Raw genomic sequence first — 19,816 nt, 5'->3', positions numbered from 1 at the left:
TGTCCTTATTGACTGAGTATCTAAAGCTAATTCAAAAAAAAATTATTGATAACATTTCAAAGAAATTAGACTATATCATAGGGATGGTGTAAAAAATTATTTATAGGATAAATGGTATGGCAACAGCTATACTGTTATTTTTTTCTTAAGAGGATGAAACTCTACCCTAGGTTTTTTCATACGGCCCGGGTGCAGGAGCTGGTGGAAGTGCTTATCCAGCGGTTGTGATGCACGGGAGGAGGGAACTAAATATTACTTTCCACCGTCTTACCAGTAAAATTTAAAAGGGAGGTTTTTGATTTGCAGAGAAAGTGGCTATTAATTTTGTTAGTTGGAGTATTTTTAACGACTAGTTTACCAACTAGTGTTATGGCGACTCAACCGATTACGGTAATGTTAAACGATGAGCAACTTCAGTTTGATGCCTCACCAGTTATGGAAAACGATCGGGTACTGGTGCCCCTTCGAACTGTTTTTGAAGCTTTAGGTGCTGTGGTAGATTATGATGCAACAACTGAAACTATCACTGCTACTAAAGGGCAAACCAGAATACGCCTGCAAACATTCGCAACACATGGTTTTCTTAATGAAGAAGCTGTCAATTTAGATGCCCCGGCTAAAGTTTTTCAGGGAAGAACTATGGTTCCGCTGAGGTTTGTCTCTGAAGCATTAGGTGCAGGAGTAAGATGGGATGCCTGGAACCGAACAGTGAGAATAAATCAAGCATCCCAACCGGAACTGAAGACAGGAGTACTAGATGATGTAAATAGTATTGCATGGGAATATATTAGGAACGATATTGCTCAACTTGAATCAAGCGGTAGTGTAAAGATCATCGATAGTAAAATGATCCGCCTAGAATTGGTTAAAGAGTTTGCTCAGCTAACGGATACGCCCATTTATGTTTACGCACTGGAATATCGCCTGTTGCCGGATGATTTGAGCAAGGTGGTTCTGGCCGGTGGTATGCAGGTCGATGAAGCCGGATGGCTTATGGAAACATGCAGCATGGGCAGTCCGCAACTGGTTATATCCCGGAAGGACGGCGTAACATCGCTTATAGGCATCCTTTGGACGGGAACCGTCATAGAGGAAGGTGGGGACTTGGAGACATCTTTAAAAGCCCTGCTGGAACGCAATAACTAAAAATTATATAACCAGATAACAGCTATCCAGGCATATTTCCTTACACCCATACTGCTTCGGGGGGTTACTATGAAAAAACGTCTTCTTGGACGGATAGGCATAGCAATAATTATGTTATATATTTTCTCAGGATGTAATCAGGAAATGACAGAAATAAAGGCCGAGCAAAACTTGCCTCAAATATACACTCAGGCTTTTGATTCATTTATGCCTCTAGATGCAGGACTGAATTCAAATATGGAATACATTGCTATTGATATGACCGGCCTTAATTTAAATGCACAAGACAAAGCAACCATATTAGACTATTTCAAAAAATATAAGGTCACAGTTATGGAAGCTTCTTTTGATGATTTAAAACAAAAAAGCTTGTTTGATGAAAAGCATATGATACTGAATGGAATTCTGTTAAGTATTAAAAAAGTTGATATTAAATCCGACACCAAAGTTCAAATCGAGGGTTCAAAATACAGGTCCGGTAATGGAGCTATTGGTGTCGTGACTACAATTATTTATATGGACAATTCCTGGCAGATTGACAAGGCCGATATTACTTGGATAAGTTAATCTTCGGGAGTTGCATAAAATGAAATAATGCTTCTTAAAAATAAATAGTCCCTGCCGCGAATTTAAAGATCGTTGCAGGGGCCTTTTATTTTAACCGTATATTTTAAAATCTTGGCATTATTAATGATGGTTACCAGGTATTTATGCGAAATGCCTTTTACGCATTAAGCAAACCCAGGCTCTAGGAGGGGTTGGGCTGTTAGACCCAAAATAGCTTGAAACGAGCGAAAGAATTTCGAAGTGAGACTCTACAGCGTTAACAATATCCCTAGCAGCAAGCTGAGGTGGACCCGGTCTGTCACGTTGTTCATCAGCGTTGCCAATAATACTTAGCCACAAGCCATAATTTTCTAAATGTGCAGCTACATTTTCTGCAAAGCTCTTCCGTGCTTCATCTGTATTTAATGAATGAAAACAACCTCTATCAAATGCAAAACCAAATGGCGCCCCATCAATTTTGTTAGTCAGAAAGTCAAGCATAATAAAGGTACATTTGAGATTAGCTTTGGAAGCTTTCTCAACAGCGTTCTGTATTGCAGTTTCCGAAGTATCAATACCTATCACATCAAAGCTGTTTTGGGCAAGCCATATAGAGTTATCACCAGTTCCGCATCCAATATCCAGTGTTTTACATGGTGTTATAGCCATTGTGGATACAGTCTGAATAAGGTTAAAATCAGGTTTACCAATATCCCATGGAGTATCGCCTGTTTTATATCTTTTCTTATAACGTTCCTCTATCTTCATCTTGTTTAACCTCCTTTAGGCTTACCCATACCTTCCATCGATGCACCACTTTCTCGCTTGGCGGCACAAAATGTTATTCCTTCTTTATTTTCTATTATAAACCAAATCAAGTTCATGACAACGTTTCATTCAAAAGGAATACAAATATACCATGACGGCATTCCCGAATCAATATACTAGATTAAGATATACTAGTGACTTCTAAACACCGCATTGGTACATATTATTGCGGTGGCGGCCTGCAAGCGGCCAGACCATCCATTTGCTTAGCAGTAAAAAGAAAGCCGTTACTGCCAAAGCAACCAGCACCGAGTAAGGGCTTGTTAAATAATCCAAGCAGGCCTGCATATTTGGCATAAACATAAATTAGGTAATGCAAAACAAAAATATTGAGGGCGTTTCTGCCAGCCCAAACAGCTGGATTAACATGTGCGCCATCTGTCTTTACAAAGAGCAAAGCTGCATACATCAGCAATGTCAGGCCAACGACAAAGATTATGTAACTGGGTGAAGCAGGAAATCTTGTTATCAAAAAACATGTAAAGTGCCCCACCAGGCCCAATGTCATAAATGATAAACCTGCAGCGGCTATGGTTGGGGGTTTATAATTACCAGTTAAAACATACGTGGCCATAAATAGGCCTATAGATAAAAACCCGGTTAAAAGAACCAGCGAAAAATCACCCAACAAAATTCGGGCTAGTTTAGCTGGTAATAAATAAGCGTAGGGATGAAAAAAGTAGTACACCGCCAAGGATAAACAACCTGTAAATAACAACAAGATTTTTTAGATCGCAATACATTATAGGAGAGAGATAAACAGACCATTACGGCTGGCCATGCCAATTGATATAAAAAAACATGTTTAAAACCACAAACAAGCTAATAAATTAATTAAGAAATCAGGTGCTTGCAAATAAATTCTAAGTTTAATCTCTGAAGTCTCAGGGTATCCAGGACATGCTGGAAATGACAGAAAATCCTTTAAGTCAGCCTGGCGTAAAGCCAGTTTTTTTTTGCCCAATATTTACATTCATTTCCACCGGCAGCAGCCCAAGAGCAATTTCCTTTATAATTAATTGGTCTTGCAGCATATTATATAAGGCCTGGTGCATTTAAACTATGTGGGAGCACTAAGAACGAGGTGATAAATAAATTGATTTCATTTATTCACTTATCAGATATTCACTTTACAAAATTTAGTGGTGATAGGTACGATGTAGATGAGGATTTACGAAATGAATTATTAAACGATATTAGTGATAATGCGAAGCAGCACCTAATAAATATCAAAGGTGTTCTGATTTGTGGTGATATTGCTTTTAGTGGAAAATATGAAGAGTATGCAGTTGGAGCTGTATTTCTTCGTGAATTGTGTTCACGATTGGAAATAGCTGAAGAAGATGTATTTTGTGTTCCGGGAAATCATGATGTAGACCAGGATGTTCCCAAAGAAAGTTATATCGTGAAATTAATACAGGACAAACTGGCGACATCCGATTCTGTCGAAACGTTCAATGACACTTTAGCAAAATTATCTAGGGATAAGTATAATAATATACTCTTTGCCCCCATTGAATGTTACATTACGGAATTTGCCGGAAAATACGGATGTTTTATCAGTCCGGATAAACCGCAATGGGAAGCGGAGTTCCCATTAAACAACAAGTATAATTTAAAAATTCTCGGAATGAATTCCACAATAATATCAAATGCCGACGATAATGCTCAAGGTGCTGAAGAACGATTGATGTTTATCAATGAGAGTCAAATACCAAGTCGAAGAGAGAATGAAATATATCTTACATTGTGTCATCACCCGCCGCAATGTTGGCAAGACCCGAAATTAAAGCTAAAAAACAAAATGGATTCTAGGGTGCACATTCAGCTTTACGGCCACAAACACATTCAAACTATTGAACAAATTAGAAGCACACTGATTGTTGGCAGTGGAGCAACTCACCCTTCAAGAGGGGAACCTGATTGGATACCACGATATAATTGGATCACATTAAGCATCTTTACTGAAGACAAAAAAGATTATCTAGATATAAGAATTTATCCTCGAATTTTAGATGATCAAGAAGATCGTTTTATTGCCGATACCAATTTGTGCAATAAAAAAATATACAAAAACTATAAGATTCCGTTAATAAAAGTAAAAGAAAACACAAGAGATGATTCATCTAGTAAAGAGTATATCCCCTTCGTTATAAATCAAACCAATAATCATGTTAGTTACAAAACATTAACTTATACATTTATGAGTCTTCCCTTAGTCATACGTGAAACAATTATTTCTCATTTATCTCTGGGGCGTCAAGAGGACGAAGGTCTAAAACATGTCCAAATTATAAATAAGCTCATAAAAAGAGCCGAAGAACAAAACTGTATTAATGAATTTTGGCGTGAGATCCAAAAATACAAAAAGTTCTAAGAGCAGTTTGATATTATTTATCACTTTAAACACTTGGAAAGCTCTTTATTTGACGGGTGTTTTTAAAGAAGATGTCATTTGAACATTATTATGTTATTTTGTGGAAGGATATTACGCCAAAATGTGGAACTTTAGAAGATAACAAAACTTTCTCAACAATCTTATAATGATGTATAGTAGTTCTGACGAAAAAAGGATGAGAGCATATGGGGGGGTATTTTCCTGAACTATAGAGTTATTTATGATCCATCCGGTTTAAGAAGGTGGCATAAAATTTTCATAAATAGGCCACATGTTAAATACCCCAAGAAAACGGTCATAGTATAGCAGGGGAAAAGACCGGCTCATTTATATTTCATAATAAATGGATTAGTAGAGTACGTCCATGTGAGTGAGAAAGGTGAAGAAAACCTGATTGATATTCTGGGAGAATGCAGTATCCTATGTCTGTAGCCCGTATTTGGGAAAAACACTACCTCCGTCTCTTTTATTGCTTTGACAGACGTTACCCTGTCCTCAATTTCTTAAGAGGAAGTTAATAACTATATGGATAAAGACAATGCCCTGGCTAAAGAAATAATTGATGAAATGGCAAAAATTGCAGGCGGGCTGATAGCTCAACTATACAGAGACCGGAACAACCCCACGAGGAATATAAATCCTTGCCGGGGTTGTTCTGTTATAAATGCAAACTGTTGACTTTAATGAAGATATGCAATTATTATATAAGTGAACTTTTATATGACATATTTTACTTTAAATATAAAAAATATTTTATGTAAGAATGAAGCAATTTGGCCAAATTTTTATCGGTTACGTTAAGGAACAACTGACAAAAGAATTGAAAAGAACGTTTACAGATGAGTGAAAAAAATATACGGAATTTATCTATGATAAGTTTGTTTTACGGGTTAGTTATTAATGGTTAATTTCAAAAAGGTTGTTCAAATTTAAACGATTTGCTAGAATAAGGATGATATATTTTATATGATAGGGGAATAAAATGCATGGCTGATTCAATAACCGATGTTCTTGTTTTCATTCTTCATAAGCAAAAAGCTGGGCATCAACTATGAGCATACCACTACCCTTTCCTTTACCGCGGCAAGTAATACTTTGAATTGGCTATTGCCGTAGCTGTAGCTTTATTCGGCATAAATTCCGGCCAGGTAACAGCGAGTCGTTAGCCTGGAGGCACTCGCTTCCACCAGCACTTTTTTTGAGGAAATACCATGAAAGAAATGTTGGATTTTTTAAAGGTTATAGTTGATGAAACCAGGTTGAAAATTATCTTCATGTTGTCCATGCAAGATTTGTGTGTTTGTGAAATTATGGAAGAGCTGGCTATGTCCCAGCCGGCTGTTTCTCACCACCTCAGGATTTTAAGGAAAAGCAATCTGGTACTAGACGACAAAGATGGCCGCTGGGTGTTTTATTCCTTAAATGAAAATGTTTTTAAACTAAGATTAGCAGCAATTAATAACGGCTTATTTGCCCAAATAGCCGACAACCTAGCCCACCGGAAAAAGGAACGCAATTACGGTGCTTGTTTACGCACTGAAAATGAAATGGTCCCCTTTAACAATAAAAAAGTCAATTAACCGGTGAGCAGCGCAATGGATGAAGCAAGGAGGTATACAAATACATGGCGGAGAATAACCCCAAACGTTATGATATCGGGCAGCCCAGGCACAAATCCTGGCCATCCAGATGGACCCCGGTGGACAGAAACTAAGTTAGTAATTAATCCAGTAGTAAATTAGATGTGTGGGGGAATTGATGTGGAAAATAATAAACTCCTGATGCTGGTAAAGAAGTTAGTCGTAATTGCGGCACTAGCCGGGGCTATCATAGCAGCATATGAAAGGGGTAATAATTTAGCTTATATCGGTATTGCTTTTTATACAGTTTGTGCTATTGCTGTTTTAATTAGCCACCGTAGAACATCGCTTTTATTGTGGTTTGCTGTGCTGGTGCATCTGTTTTTAGTTATTTACATAATTTGGGACTGGCAAAGTAATGAGATTATACCCTGTATATATTGTATAGCAGCGGCGGGTTTCGCATTGCTTGCTGCCGTGGCCTGGTGGAAAACACCTGTGGCTGTTTTGCCGGCTATACTAATAGTTGCTTTATGGTATACATGGCCAATGATATTTTATGCGCAGCCTGCACACAGTAAGACGGAAGGTAAGCTAACAGTGCCGGCAGCTGTGGGGGAAGAAACAACTCCAGCGGATGCAACAATAAAGGAAATTCATAGCAATAACACGACAGAAAACACTGGCCTAAATAATATTGAGACTGGTACTATTGGTAAAGTACAAGCACCTCAGACAAATCAAACGGTGAAAACGGATAATAATGCATCTACAGAAAAAACTAATCAACAGCCTGCTGTTGTAATACCGGTAGAGGAGCAAAGTTCCGACTCTACTGGTCAAGTAGTTAATGAACCAACAAATACAGACCCTCCGCAACAAGATCCAGCACAAAACGATGCCGACCCCAAACCGGAACCTCCGACACCGGAACCAAAGCAGGGATCAGGGTGAGGAAAATGTGACGAATAGCTCTCGTAGGGAGCTTAGTAAACAATTGCGCTTAACTGATGGAAGCTCAACAGCAAAGTAATTTATAGCTTGACTGCAGGTATTGTATGTGAATTTATGTTATTACGGGTTTTCGTTGAAAAGGGTTGCTATTGAAAATTATATAGGGAGGATGGTTAAAATGTCTATAAGTGCATCGGCGCTTGGTGATTTGCCTATTGCCGTCAATTTTGATATTTCGGAAGACGCTAAGGCTTATATTCTTGCCGGATACGGATGCATTATCGTGGAATTTGAACCCATAGTGATTGGCTGTGGCGGTTTTCTCAATGCGCCTGCCGTGCATCTAGGCTTCCCACTGGTTCCTGAAAATTATAATAAATTTATGTTTGAAGGTATTACAATTTACACTCCTAAAGGGTATTTCGGCTCAGCGCAAACAATTAAGATCATCCTTGATAACAGGGAAGGATATCCAACTCTGCAGGTTCACAGGATTACCTAAGCTATAATTGGAGGACAGGAGAGTAGACTAGTGCGGCAGTTAAGCCATAGTGAATACAACCTGGGTACCACAATACTCAGGTTTTTAGTATTATGGTTCTACCCAGACTGCGCTGTAAAGCTCAAACAGCATTTATTTGTTAATTAGCAATGTAAAAAGCAATAACTTTAAATTACTACACAATAATCCCCGCCCTGATAACAAAGTGGGGATTAAATGTTCTTTATATACCCGGCAGACTAAGGTTAAACATGGGGGTTGCACTTCCTCAATAAGTTAATTTTGCGTAAACATATACAAATATACTATACGCCCTGGAAATGCAGAATGTGAATACTTAAACATGTAATTTTCTTTTTATAACGGATTTATGAATACAATAGATTATGAACGTAAATGCAGTGACTGCAGATACTGTGAAAAAAAACGTACGAATTTGCGTCCTTTTTCTTAAGCCTGCGTCTTAATAGTTGAAAAGCTTAAATGCAACAAAAAGATGGAAGGTGATTTAAATGGAAGATAAGGAAGCCGTCAGAGAATTTATTCGTAAAAATTATGCAGCCATTGCAGTAAATGGGGCCGAGGGAAACTGCTGCAGCGGTAATAGCGGCTGCAGCCCGGTGCCGCTGGATGTCACTGAAGCATCTCTGCGAATCGGGTATACCGAAGCCGATTTGGCCAATGTGCCGGAGGAAGCTAACATGGGCTTAGGCTGTGGCAACCCGATTGCTATCGCGGCGCTTAAAGAAGGGGAAACAGTGGTTGACCTGGGCAGCGGCGGAGGCTTTGATTGTTTCCTGGCCAGAATGCAGGTGGGTGAAACCGGCCATGTCATCGGGATTGACATGACCCCGGATATGATTAAGCTAGCCAGAAGAAATGCTCAAAAAAACGGCTATGCCAATGTAGAGTTCAGGTTGGGAGAAATCGAACACTTACCTGTCGCCGACGCCAGCGTGGATGTAATCATCTCCAACTGTGTAATCAACCTATCCCCGGATAAACAACTGGTCTTTAATGATGCTTACCGGGTGCTCAAGCCCGGTGGCAGGCTATCCATTTCCGATGTGGTGGCTATCGCGCCATTGCCTGAGGAGGTCAAACAGAACCTGGCCTTGAACGCCTGCTGTATCGGCGGCGCAGAGCTGGCTGAAGATATCAAAGCCATGCTGCAAAAGGCCGGCTTTACCGAGATTAAAATGGCCCCCAAGGATAACAGTAAGGAGATTGTCCGGTCATGGGCACCGGGTATGCATTACGAAGATTATATTGCTTCTTATATCATTGAAGCCATTAAATAATCAAGCCATGAACATCTGCATTGAAAGGTTGGTTAGCCCGGGTGACGGTTATATGGAACAGTCACCCGGGCATTGCAGCATAACCAGTAAAATCACAACATCCTCCGTTATGTGGCCAAGAACCTGCACCACCAACTTCCGCTCATACCGGGCATTACCGGTTCTGCTAACCTATTCCCAGCCCAACCGGGAAATGATAAACTAATATAAGAAGGCAATTTAATTGTCGCCCCATTCATACTTATGAATGAAGAGACAAGGAGCGAATGGCATAAATGAAATACATAATCATCGGAGCCGGCGGCACAGGAGGCAGTATCGGAGCCTTTATGACAGAAGCGGGTAAGGATGTCACCCTGATCGCCAGGGGAAAGCACCTGGCGGCGATGCAAAGTAACGGCCTGAAAATGGAAACCACCCTTAAAGGCAACTACACCGTCTACCCGATTAAGGCCCGGGATATGGAGCACTACCATCAGCAGCCGGATGTGGTATTCGTCTGCGTCAAGGGCTATGACCTGGAAGCGACCGTCCCTTTTATCAAAAGAGTGGCTCATTCTGATACGGTGGTCATACCGCTGCTGAATATCTTCGGCACAGGAAATAAGCTGCAGGAACAACTGCCCGGATTACTGGTGACCGACGGCTGTATTTATATCGCCGCCGAGATAAAAGAGCCCGGTACGATTATGCACAACGGAGATATCTTCCGAGTGGTCTTCGGTGTGAGAAAACCTGAGGAGTACCGGCCGGTACTGGAACAAGTGGCAGCAGACCTGCGGGACTGCGGCATTAGGGCTATCGTATCGGACGACATCAAGAGAGACGCGCTGCAAAAATTCTCCCTTGTGTCACCCATGGGCGCCTGCGGCATCTATTACGATACGGAAGCCGGCGCAGCCCAGCGGGCAGGGCAGGAGAGGGACACCTTTATAGCGCTGGTCCGGGAGATTGAGTCACTGGCCAGGGCAATGGACATCCACTTTACAGTGGACCTCCTGGCCACTAATCTGAAAAGCCTGGACAACTCCGCACCTAACTTTACCACCTCCATGCAGAGGGATATCAAACAAGACAGGCCTTCCGAAATAGACGGGCTTGTCTTTGAGGTGGTCCGCCTGGGCAGGCAGCACGGCGTGCCTGTACCCACCTACGCCATGATTGCGGCCAAATTCGGCTTTACCGCCTTGCCAATTTAGTTGTTAAAGCCTGACCGCCCTGCAAATTAAGTGTGAGAACTAAACAGTTCAATTGAGAGTGGATGACAGGTATCATAAGTTAGGCAACGCTTCAGTGGGCTCAGATGTGTTTTTCAGCAACGGCTTGCTAGCAGGTGGCTTATGCAGCGGTTTTGTGATAAGTTTTGAATTAAAAGGAGACATAAATTATGGGTATATTAATTTTTGCTTTAGTTATCGCTGCAATAATAGGCATGCTCATTGGCACTGTTAGGAAAGATAAAAGAATAAAACAAATCACTTTGAGATTATTAATACTGGCTCTAATCCTTTATACGGTTAATTACGTAATGTACAGGTTTTAATCGTGTTAAGCAGAATGGTGAATACTTATCATCTACTAATTGGCGGGCTGCGTTACCATGGTAAATCTAAAAGTGACAACAAATCGATGGGGAGCATCGTTCAGCCCGTATCATATGTAAATGGTGCAGCATACAGTTCAACCTCGGTTTCTTTTCTCCATCATCTTCACCTCACAGGTTCTATTACAAACTTTGGCTAACTTCTATTTTCCAAGGAGTACCGTTGCTATGACGGTGCTCCTTGGTCCAACATAGGAATTATTTAATCAATAAGTTAAAGTTTATTTAGAGCAGTGATTGCTAAGGTTTTGGCTATTTCCAAATTCTCTGGGTTATTGGTGTTACCCACCGCGATAGTTATATAAACATTTTCTTTTAAGATGTGAAGGCCGAGAGGACCCCAAAACGCATCGTCCCCTATACCAGATATAGTTTGCACTTGGTCAAGGCCAGCCTTAGTATCCATATACAGTTTTGCAGCAGTGTATTTTTGTGATTGTAGTTCAGATGTAAAACCTTCATCCTGCGAGACAGATATTTGGATAAACTTACCTAGGGATTCTTTTACGGGATAATATACGCAAAGTTTTCCTCCCATTTGGTTTTCCCGATATTCAGGTTCTCTAGCGGGTTCCCCCAGAGCAACTTCTGCATCTTCCTTGGTTACAAGTTCTCTTGGATCATATAATTTCTTTTCATCAGCAATTTTTTCGGAGTTATTTACTGGTGCAGAAGTTTTTTCTGAGTTACTGCAGCCTCCAGTCAGTAGCAGTAATAAAAGCAGCGAAAATGTATAATAAATAATTTTTTTGATGTTCATCTTACCCCCCCCCGTTTGTATTTTCGCCAGTTAGTAACCTGGCCTAGATTATATCAACCGCATATATTATCGTTGGATAATGGTTACCTTTTGAGTTGAGCTATTATACTTTACATCACTACCCAGGTTCTCTGAGATAAACCTTAAAGGCAGCATGGTGCGGCCATTGATAACACTGGGTGCGGTATCAGTTATTGCATTAAGTCCGTTAACTTTGGCTTTATTACTGCCAATCCAAACCTCCACATTACTGTCTTTTAGCTTCACGGAGACTTTTTGCTCAACACTGTCCCAAGCAACTTCACCGCCCATAGCTTCAATGATGCTTTTAATAGGTACCATTGACCTTCCATCTATTACCATGGGGGTGGTGTTCCTACCAGGATCGATTTTCTGTTGCTTGCCGTTAACCAACATATCCGGGCTCCCTATCTGTAAGCTTATTAGATTGGCAAAAGGAGGTGAGGTAGTTGCGTTGGCTTCGTTAGAAGCTTCAGAACTGCCCCAATCGCTATAAGCTTTAACAGAGAAGTAATAAGTTTGGTTAGGTGAAAGGTCTGTGACCGTAAATTCATTAAAATCTCTTTTAACCGAAGTTAAATAAGTTGTGGATCCACCAGGGTGCTCACCCCTGTAAATCATGAAGCAGGCTTCGGGATTGTCAGCTCCTGAGTTATCTTGCCAGGTTAGGTAAATTGAGTTTGCGGAGGTTGCAATTGCAATAAGGTCAGAAGGAGCGGCAGGAGGTGGTGCGGCATCAACCTTTGAAGTTATAAAGAATGGTATACAGAATATTAAGCTAAAAAAAAATAATACTTGGAGGTGTTTTTTCAACCTCATGTATTAACCCCCTTTCTTGAATATAAATATTTAAAGAAGAACCAGACAATTAATTAAGATATGGAGTTGTTAAACTGTATTCAATTTTTCACCTCCCTTAAATTTAAAGCCATATGTATCTTCAAAGCCTGCTTACTAATATTATACAACACCATATTATGGAGTAAAGCCAAAAAAACATGCATAATAGGTACAAAAGCTCATTAATATTGTATAAGCTCAAGCTAGGGATCTTTTATCCGTTTGGTGATAAATAACATTGTTTGCTTAGAGTAAACTCGGTACCTTTCCCATTATCATTGAAGTCATTAAGTATTTAAGCCCAGTTCATTTTATACTTTATAAATGGGGGTTGTGAATACCCAACCTTTAACCTTTCCGTACTTGGTTATTTTGCCCAAATCGTCGATTTCACTTAAGGACAGGTCAATAAAAAACTTCCTTAACTTATCATTAACAATGACCTCCTGAATGAGTGAGACGTGCAGAACTATAGCATTTCTCATCACCTGAAGTATACTGCTTAACAAGTATCTATCAGGCACTATAGTTTTATCTTCAACATTAACAATAATATTGGAATAATGCTTGGGCAAACTTACTCCATAATATACCAGCTTATCTTCTAACGTATTAATATTTCCCTGCATTAATCCAATAATCATTTTCAATAACGTTATTAAATCGGGATCTGAAGCAAATGCTAAAAAATTCTGTATCTGTCTAATACTATGATACCTATAAATCAGATGCTCCCACAAAAGGGCAATTTCATTGGTAGCGACCTGCTCATGATTATCCGGCGGCACATAAGGATACAACGGTGGCTCGTTAACCCAGTTTTTTAGCTTCATATATTTTATAAGACTGTCAATCCTATATAAGGCCGATTTAGTAAGACCGACCATAAAGGACCAAATATCATCATTGGTAGGTGGATATTTTAAACTCAAAGCCATTAAATTAACATCCAGCCTTATAAATCGATATAATACCTCAGCTGCATTTCGATCGGTTAATACTTCAGAATTGCCCGAGGTTTTATTGTTATCTACAGCCGGTTCAGGGGCGGCTATCGAGTATTTTTGCATGAGTTTCTCTATAGTATGGCATTCCTTCTTTAAATCCTCAATAGTTTTTGATAAATAAACTACAAAATCAGCATCGTGAATAAAATTTTTTATTAAACTCATGTGGCCTATGGTGAGATTCATATCTGTATATGCCCGCCAGAGGGTATAGGCCTCATTAGTATCTAGTTTTAATGATTCCACTTGCCTGGAGTTTTTCCCAAAGATCATTTTAATTCCCCCAAGGATTTTTATAAATATTATTTCACTCCCAATAATACCGGGGTTGGAAATACCCAACCTTTGACCTTTCCGTATATGGTAAATTTACTTAAATAATCAATTTCACTTAAGGTCATGTCGATGAAAAATTTTCTTAACTTATCATTAACGATGATCTCCTGAATGGATGATGCATGCAGTGCCAATGCATCTCGCATGCCTACTCTAATTATATTAAGTATAAATTTATCATCTATGATACTTTTGTCTTTTATATTAACAGTGACATTGGGATAATGCTTGGGTAAGCTTACTCCATAATATACCATCTTATCTTCTAATGCTTTAATTTGCTTTTGTAGGATTCCAATACCCGTTTTTAATAGGATTATTAAATCTGCATCAGATGCAAAGGTTGAAAAAAACTGTGTTTGCCGGAGATTATGATATCTGTAAACCAGTTGGTCCCATAGTACAGTAATTGAATTGATTGCAACCTGCTCATGGTTATCCGGCGGCACATGGGGATATAGCGGGGGCATGTAAAGCCAGTTTTTTAGTTTCATATATATTACAAGATTGTCAATCCTATTTATTGCGGATTTAGCAAGCTCAACCATGAATGACCAAATATCATCATTGGTAGGTGTAAATTTTAAACTAAAGGCCATTAAATTAACGTCCAACCTGATAAACCGATTGAGCACTTGAGCTACTTCCTGATCTAGTTCTAATTGAGCATTGCCAGCGGCTTTATGCTTATCTACAGCCGGTTCAGGACCTGCAATAGAGTATTTTTGTAATAGTTGCTCCAGGGTATTACTTTCCTTTTTTAAATCCCTGAGTATTTTGGTTAAATAAACATTAAAATCAGCATCGTGAATGTAATATTTTAACATGCTCAGGTGATGTATAGAGGCATTTCTATCGGTATAAGCCCGCCAAAGAGTATATGCCTCATGAACATCTAGTTTTAGTGCTTCTGTTTGCCCGGCGCTTTTTAAAAAGTTCATTAAGATGCCTCCAGGAAAAATATATCTAAGTTCATTGTATATAGTTCCCGAAAAAGTTAATCTTATGAGTACGCCAACACCCAGTATTGAGGGCAAAAAATAATTGAATACAAAGGAATCGATTTTATGGAAGTAATTACAGGTGTGAATTTATTATCCTTTAGTTTCGAGGTTAAAAGGAAAGATAAAAATGTAGACAATGGTTAAAGTAAGATTATCAAATTTATTAGATATCATAAAGGGTTATCCTTAAGGTACGTAGTAAAATGATTATAGATGAGGAATATATATTATGTGGGATCAAATCGTGTCTTGGCTAAGTAACAACTGTTAAGTGATGAAAGGGATGATACATTAATGGCTGACGTTATACTGGCAATCTCTGCCCTGTCATGTATGATTCTCATATTTACTGCAGGCTATCACTTAATTCGTAGAGCCGTACAAGCAAGTAAATTTTTAATTTATGCCTTAGCAGCACTTATTTTAATTTCTACAATTGGTATCATGGCTGGTTGTAGTACAACTAACCAACCAACAAGTGAGACAATTTCAAGTAATTCAGGGCTAAATACAACAAAGGAACAACAGGATTTAAATCAACAAAAAAATCAAAGCCAAACCGGTAATAATGATAAACAAGTTAACAATAAAGCAACCGGTACTCTCAAAGTACACTTCATTGACGTTGGCCAGGCAGACGCTATTTTAATACAATTACCTTCTGGTCATAATATATTGATAGATGCTGGCAATAACAGTGACGGTAACCTGGTAGTAAAATATTTAAAGAAAAATGGCGTTAAAAAGCTTGACCATGTAATTGGAACCCATCCTCACGAGGATCACATAGGGGGCCTTGATGCTGCTGTCAAGAACTTTAAAGTCGGTAAAGTATATTTGCCTAGAGTTACCCACACCACAAAGACCTACGAAGATCTCCTTATAGCAATTAAGAATAAAGGGTTAAAAGTCACGGAAGCGAAGGGTGGCCTAAAGCTCGATGTAGGCATGGAAGTGACAGCAGAACTACTTGCACCAAATAGTACCGGCTACGAAGAACTTAACAATTATAGCGCAGTGTTGAGGCTATCATTTGGAAATACCAGCTTCATATTCACCGGTGATGCAGAAAACGTATCTGAAGCTGAAATGCTCCGTGCCGGTTATAACCTTAAAGCTAACGTTTTAAAAGTGGGACATCATGGGAGCTCAAGCTCTACTTCACCTGCGTTCCTGAAGGCAGTCTCTCCAAAATACGCTGTAATCTGTGTAGGTAAAGATAACGATTATGGTCACCCGCATTCAGAGATTCTATATGATTTAGCAACTGCCGGCATTGATGTATTTCGCACGGACCAACAGGGTACCATTATCGCCACCAGTGACGCCAACACAGTAACCTTTAATAAAAAGCCATCAGAGGTTAAAGTACGTACTGCAAATACAGGGACAATAAACCCAAAACCGGCATCATCAACAAACATTAGTCCATCTGCAACCAGTCCAAGTTCTGGCGTAGCTATTGCATGCATTGATCTAAAAACTGAAATAACAACCATTAAGAATAATAGCGAAGCTGCAGTTAATATCTCCGGGTGGAGGCTCGTCAGTGAAAAAGGCAATCAGGAATTCACATTCCCGTCGGGTACAACATTGGCACCCGGGGAAACTATTAAAATAACAACAGGCCCCAATGCCACTGCGGGCTCAGGTGTTCTTGTTTGGACAACAGAGAATATATGGAATAATGATGGTGACCCTGGCGCTCTGTATGACTCTAGCGGGAAGCTTGTATCAAGGTATCCGAGGTGAGATAAAATGTTTATTATACAGAGCGGGTTGTCCCTGGCATTATAAACTTGGTTGATTTTTCTTATTTTAAGTTATATTATTGTTTTGACAGTTATATTAAGTAATGTATCCATATGCTTACTTGCCTATAGCGCTCGAGGCAGGAAAGGAATAACCGACATGAAACAGTTGAGCTTGAAAGGAAGAGCCTGGCTAAAGGGTTTACACATCTTTTTGGTCTGTACCTGGATTGGAGCGGGCATCAGTATGGTGCTGCTCGGGTTTGCCAAACAGCAAATCACCAATGGTGACGAATTATACGCAGTTAATGCCGCGATTAAGTTAATCGACGATTTCATCGTGATACCCGCGGCCATGGGAACTTTATTAACCGGTTTACTTTTCTCACTTTTCACTAACTGGGGATTTACAAGATTCTACTGGGTAATTTTCAAATGGTTCATGACTATAGCCCAAATACTCTTCGGCACCTTCTTCCTGGGGCCATGGGTAAACGGGGCTACAAGCATTGCCGATATCCAACGAGTAGAGGCGATAAAAGATGCTACCTATTTATACTTTAGCCAAATGAACCAATATTTTGGTTTCCTGCAGGTGGCGCTGCTGGTTGTGGTAGTGTTTGTTTCTGTTTTAAAGCCGTGGGGGAAAAGGAATACAGGTAAATAAAGTTAGGATTTCATTGAACAGAGCGTAATCGTTGAAAACAGGTTGTTTATCTGTTTTCATTTTGGCTACCGGCTTATAATTACCAAGCAGTTGATTAAGCCTTGAACTTAGTTGTTTGATTTCTCCCTGCTCACAATCGGCGCATCTCATGCAATCAAGACCACAGGGAGCCAGGTATTTTAATACCTCACTATATTCCATGATAAAATACCTCCTATAACAAAAATATAATGAAGCGCTTATTCACTATTCAGGCTAATTTATCCTGCTGTAAGCCGGCAATAAAAACCATTTCATCTGGCGGTATCATTAATCTAGCTCCTTTAAAACCTGTACTATCAGTTCTCCATCCAGGATATCAGTGGGTTTCTCATCCAGTAGAACCTTTATTTGCTCTTTAGCGGTTATAAAATGAGAAGATTGCCTGTGAGCTTTTATAACTTTTGCTGAAGTGAAAAATGAAGAATAGAGCCAAGCAGTAATCGCCTGGCTCTATTATTTTTGTATAAAACAGCCTGTACTGTAACATGCTTTGCCATAAATAAATCCTTTTAGAACAAAACAAAGCATTCAGCCAACTAATGGTACTTGATAAAAAAGCTGTCGTTGCTACCTTAAGAAATTACACCAACATAAAAAATATCTTAGCTAATGCATCAGACGGTAATGAAGCTCGGTTAGTGAGAAGATTTATTAGTTTGTTTGAACCCACCTGGTGTTATCCCAGTGATACCAAGTAGCCGGTGTTAAAATATCTTACCTTAGAGAAACTCTGGAGCAACGGCTAAACTGCATGTTAAGCTAAGGTACGGTACAGCGAGCGGTATGTAGATAAAATCCGGGGCAGTGGCCTGGCAAACTGGCTAAGCTATTGTATGGAGGTTCAATAGTACATTTATAACAGTTAAATTCAGAAAACCTAGTGACTTCCTGGTTGTTTACCCTTTTTCGGCAGTTTAAGTATCGTCCAGTCCTTGGCAAGTAATTCGTCCATGTTAGGTGTCCAAGGAACAAAGCGATATGGTGACACTCTCTTGCCGATAAACGGTAAAACACTGGGAGTATCCGACTTTTCAAGATCAGCAGAATTACCCTGTACTGAGGTTATAAGCTCTAACCACTCTTCTTTAGTGTTCCAACTAGTGCGGACTACCTTTTCTCCATGCAATATAGCATCAAGAGCCAACGCAAAGGTTTGGTTTGCCAACTTGAAAAATGTCTGCTCGAACTCCCACTTTGGCATCCAGGTGTCGAAACCATCCGGATACTTAACTATATACCCGGCTTCGTTAGTGGGCTTTAATGTCAGGTTTAATTTTTGTTCTGCTTCTTTTAAACTCATTGGCTCCGCTTCAACTAACTTTACGCCTGTGTATTTTTCCATAACCAATTATCCCTCCTGATTAATAAATTTTGATTTTAGATTACAAAAGCAATTACCGCCCGCTAATGGTTACAGGTTGTTGTTTTTATAAAATACAACATTATTAGTATTTGATTATCGAGACGTACGTATGCAACTGCCCATGGACTCTATCATACCCTAATTCTACAATTTGCTCCTTATGGTTATAATTATAGACAGCCTATTTTAACTGTCAACCATTTTAACATAATTTCGATAAAATTCAGCTATTTTCGATGTTTAAACTGAACACTTTTGCCTGAAAGTTGAACACCAGCATTAACCATTCGGCATATATTTCGGCTGATGAGGGCTTACACTATTGTACAGCCTTTTCGGGATGAAAGTGTTCACCTTTGACTGTCAAACTGTTCAATTCCGTCGGTCAGTTTGTTTTTTCTCGAAGATGAAACACCTTATAATGGTGTAGGGTAATCTTATGTATCCCTCCGCAATGCTTCGATGGGGTTCATCTTGGCTGCTTTGTTGGCGGGGAGTATGCCGAAAATAATGCCGACGGCAGCGGAGAAGGTGAAGGCGATCAACATAGTCCACCAGGATACCAGGGGCGGCCAATTGGCCAACTTGGCAATCAGAAAGGCTCCCCCAACACCGAGCAGCATGCCGATTATGCCCCCGATCAAGCAGAGTACTACCGACTCAATAAGAAACTGAGTCAATATATCCTTGCGCCTGGCCCCCACGGCCATGCGAATACCGATTTCCCTGGTGCGCTCAGTGACGGAGACCAGCATAATGTTCATTACCCCAATGCCGCCCACTAAAAGCGATATGCCGGCGATGGCGCCGATAATCAGGGTCATAATGCCGGTTACTTGGTTGGCCGACTGCATTTCCTGCTCCATGCTGTAACTAACGTATTGGGCGGAACTGCGATGCCGCCGTTCCAGTACCTTTACGGCCTGCATCATGGTTTCCTGCACCTTTTCCCTGGAAACAGCACTTCCTTCCAGGCTGTTTATATATGTGCCGAACATGTTCTGCCAGGATCGACTGGGGATGAACACCCTGGGCTCTTCTGAAAAGCCCAATATGGAGTCGCCTTTAGCCACCACGCCCACTACCTTAAATGGTGTGCTGCCGATCCTTATTATGTTACCCACGGGTTCGGAGCGGCCGATAATTTCGTCGGCCAGTGCCTCGTCC

The 19,816-nt window shown here is 40.1% G+C and carries 20 protein-coding genes and 1 pseudogene; 12 read left to right on the top strand and 9 right to left on the bottom strand.

Annotated features, from left to right (window positions below; genetic code table 11):
- Positions 1-300 precede the first annotated feature (300 nt).
- Together SPSYN_RS07065 and SPSYN_RS07060 are read left to right on the top strand one after the other, a co-directional pair.
- A complete protein-coding gene (locus SPSYN_RS07065; protein WP_161821779.1) occupies positions 301-1,146 on the top strand; it encodes a copper amine oxidase N-terminal domain-containing protein in 846 nt (281 codons plus the stop codon).
- A gap of 69 nt (positions 1,147-1,215) precedes the next feature.
- Complete coding sequence (locus SPSYN_RS07060) at positions 1,216-1,713, top strand: peptide ABC transporter substrate-binding protein (RefSeq protein WP_161821778.1); 498 nt, start codon at positions 1,216-1,218, stop codon at positions 1,711-1,713.
- 141 nt (positions 1,714-1,854) lie between these two features.
- Here SPSYN_RS07060 and SPSYN_RS07055 read toward each other — a convergent pair whose 3' ends face one another.
- Both SPSYN_RS07055 and SPSYN_RS15965 read right to left on the bottom strand, forming a co-directional pair.
- A complete protein-coding gene (locus tag SPSYN_RS07055; protein ID WP_161821777.1) occupies positions 1,855-2,460 on the bottom strand; it encodes a class I SAM-dependent methyltransferase in 606 nt (201 codons plus the stop codon).
- Between the two features lie 223 nt (positions 2,461-2,683).
- On the bottom strand, positions 2,684-2,935 hold the full coding sequence (locus tag SPSYN_RS15965) for a hypothetical protein (protein WP_243152949.1): 252 nt from the start codon (positions 2,933-2,935) through the stop codon (positions 2,684-2,686).
- A 681-nt stretch (positions 2,936-3,616) separates the two neighbouring features.
- Between SPSYN_RS15965 and SPSYN_RS07045 the strand changes: the two genes are divergently transcribed.
- The 8 genes and pseudogenes from SPSYN_RS07045 (at position 3,617) to SPSYN_RS07010 (ending at position 10,454) form a co-directional block, all read left to right on the top strand.
- Positions 3,617-4,897 carry a metallophosphoesterase gene (locus SPSYN_RS07045; RefSeq protein ID WP_207708550.1) on the top strand — a complete coding sequence of 427 codons (1,281 nt, stop codon included), beginning with the start codon at positions 3,617-3,619 and terminating at the stop codon, positions 4,895-4,897.
- A gap of 546 nt (positions 4,898-5,443) precedes the next feature.
- Positions 5,444-5,596, top strand: a complete 153-nt coding sequence (locus SPSYN_RS07040; RefSeq protein WP_161821775.1) for a hypothetical protein — start codon at positions 5,444-5,446, stop codon at positions 5,594-5,596.
- 327 nt (positions 5,597-5,923) lie between these two features.
- Positions 5,924-6,078 (top strand): annotated as a pseudogene (locus SPSYN_RS07035) (arsenical-resistance protein); the annotation flags it as partial.
- Positions 6,079-6,129: 51 nt separating this feature from the next.
- Positions 6,130-6,498 (top strand): ArsR/SmtB family transcription factor, encoded by a 369-nt coding sequence (locus SPSYN_RS07030; protein WP_161821774.1) that lies wholly within the window; start codon positions 6,130-6,132, stop codon positions 6,496-6,498.
- A gap of 180 nt (positions 6,499-6,678) precedes the next feature.
- On the top strand, positions 6,679-7,452 hold the full coding sequence (locus tag SPSYN_RS07025; protein ID WP_161821773.1) for a hypothetical protein: 774 nt from the start codon (positions 6,679-6,681) through the stop codon (positions 7,450-7,452).
- 178 nt (positions 7,453-7,630) lie between these two features.
- Positions 7,631-7,954: a CC/Se motif family (seleno)protein gene (locus SPSYN_RS07020; RefSeq protein ID WP_161821772.1), complete on the top strand. Its 324-nt coding sequence runs from the start codon at positions 7,631-7,633 to the stop codon at positions 7,952-7,954.
- A gap of 512 nt (positions 7,955-8,466) precedes the next feature.
- Positions 8,467-9,255, top strand: coding sequence for an arsenite methyltransferase (locus tag SPSYN_RS07015; protein ID WP_161821771.1), 789 nt, complete (start codon positions 8,467-8,469; stop codon positions 9,253-9,255).
- A gap of 275 nt (positions 9,256-9,530) precedes the next feature.
- Positions 9,531-10,454: a ketopantoate reductase family protein gene (locus SPSYN_RS07010; protein WP_161821770.1), complete on the top strand. Its 924-nt coding sequence runs from the start codon at positions 9,531-9,533 to the stop codon at positions 10,452-10,454.
- Positions 10,455-11,072: 618 nt separating this feature from the next.
- Here SPSYN_RS07010 and SPSYN_RS07005 read toward each other — a convergent pair.
- The 4 genes from SPSYN_RS07005 to SPSYN_RS06990 all read right to left on the bottom strand — a co-directional run bounded on the left by SPSYN_RS07005 (position 11,073) and on the right by SPSYN_RS06990 (position 14,763).
- Complete coding sequence (locus SPSYN_RS07005; RefSeq protein WP_161821769.1) at positions 11,073-11,618, bottom strand: hypothetical protein; 546 nt, start codon at positions 11,616-11,618, stop codon at positions 11,073-11,075.
- A gap of 66 nt (positions 11,619-11,684) precedes the next feature.
- A complete protein-coding gene (locus SPSYN_RS07000) occupies positions 11,685-12,458 on the bottom strand; it encodes a stalk domain-containing protein (protein WP_161821768.1) in 774 nt (257 codons plus the stop codon).
- Between the two features lie 332 nt (positions 12,459-12,790).
- The gene (locus SPSYN_RS06995) at positions 12,791-13,759 is read right to left on the bottom strand and encodes a DUF3231 family protein (protein ID WP_161821767.1); all 969 of its coding nucleotides are present in this window, start codon (positions 13,757-13,759) and stop codon (positions 12,791-12,793) included.
- A 29-nt stretch (positions 13,760-13,788) separates the two neighbouring features.
- Positions 13,789-14,763, bottom strand: a complete 975-nt coding sequence (locus SPSYN_RS06990) for a DUF3231 family protein (RefSeq protein WP_161821766.1) — start codon at positions 14,761-14,763, stop codon at positions 13,789-13,791.
- Positions 14,764-15,120: 357 nt separating this feature from the next.
- On the opposite strand from SPSYN_RS06990, the gene SPSYN_RS06985 reads away from it, so the two are divergent.
- Together SPSYN_RS06985 and SPSYN_RS06980 are read left to right on the top strand one after the other, a co-directional pair.
- Entirely contained in the window at positions 15,121-16,578 is a 1,458-nt protein-coding gene (locus tag SPSYN_RS06985; RefSeq protein WP_161821765.1) for an MBL fold metallo-hydrolase, read from the top strand.
- Between the two features lie 159 nt (positions 16,579-16,737).
- Positions 16,738-17,244, top strand: a complete 507-nt coding sequence (locus SPSYN_RS06980; RefSeq protein WP_161821764.1) for a hypothetical protein — start codon at positions 16,738-16,740, stop codon at positions 17,242-17,244.
- Here SPSYN_RS06980 and SPSYN_RS06975 read toward each other — a convergent pair.
- From SPSYN_RS06975 to SPSYN_RS06965, 3 genes are all read right to left on the bottom strand, one after another.
- Positions 17,209-17,445 carry a hypothetical protein gene (locus tag SPSYN_RS06975; protein WP_202623752.1) on the bottom strand — a complete coding sequence of 79 codons (237 nt, stop codon included), beginning with the start codon at positions 17,443-17,445 and terminating at the stop codon, positions 17,209-17,211. The genes SPSYN_RS06980 and SPSYN_RS06975 overlap by 36 nt on opposite strands.
- A gap of 718 nt (positions 17,446-18,163) precedes the next feature.
- Positions 18,164-18,628, bottom strand: coding sequence for a Thoeris anti-defense Tad2 family protein (locus SPSYN_RS06970; RefSeq protein ID WP_161821763.1), 465 nt, complete (start codon positions 18,626-18,628; stop codon positions 18,164-18,166).
- 458 nt (positions 18,629-19,086) lie between these two features.
- The coding region (locus tag SPSYN_RS06965) for an ABC transporter permease (RefSeq protein WP_161821762.1) at positions 19,087-19,816 on the bottom strand (730 nt) is incomplete at its 5' end.

Source organism: Sporotomaculum syntrophicum, from assembly GCF_009932395.1.
GTDB lineage: Bacteria > Bacillota > Desulfotomaculia > Desulfotomaculales > Desulfallaceae > Sporotomaculum > Sporotomaculum syntrophicum.
This window is presented reverse-complemented; position numbering and strand designations above follow the sequence as displayed.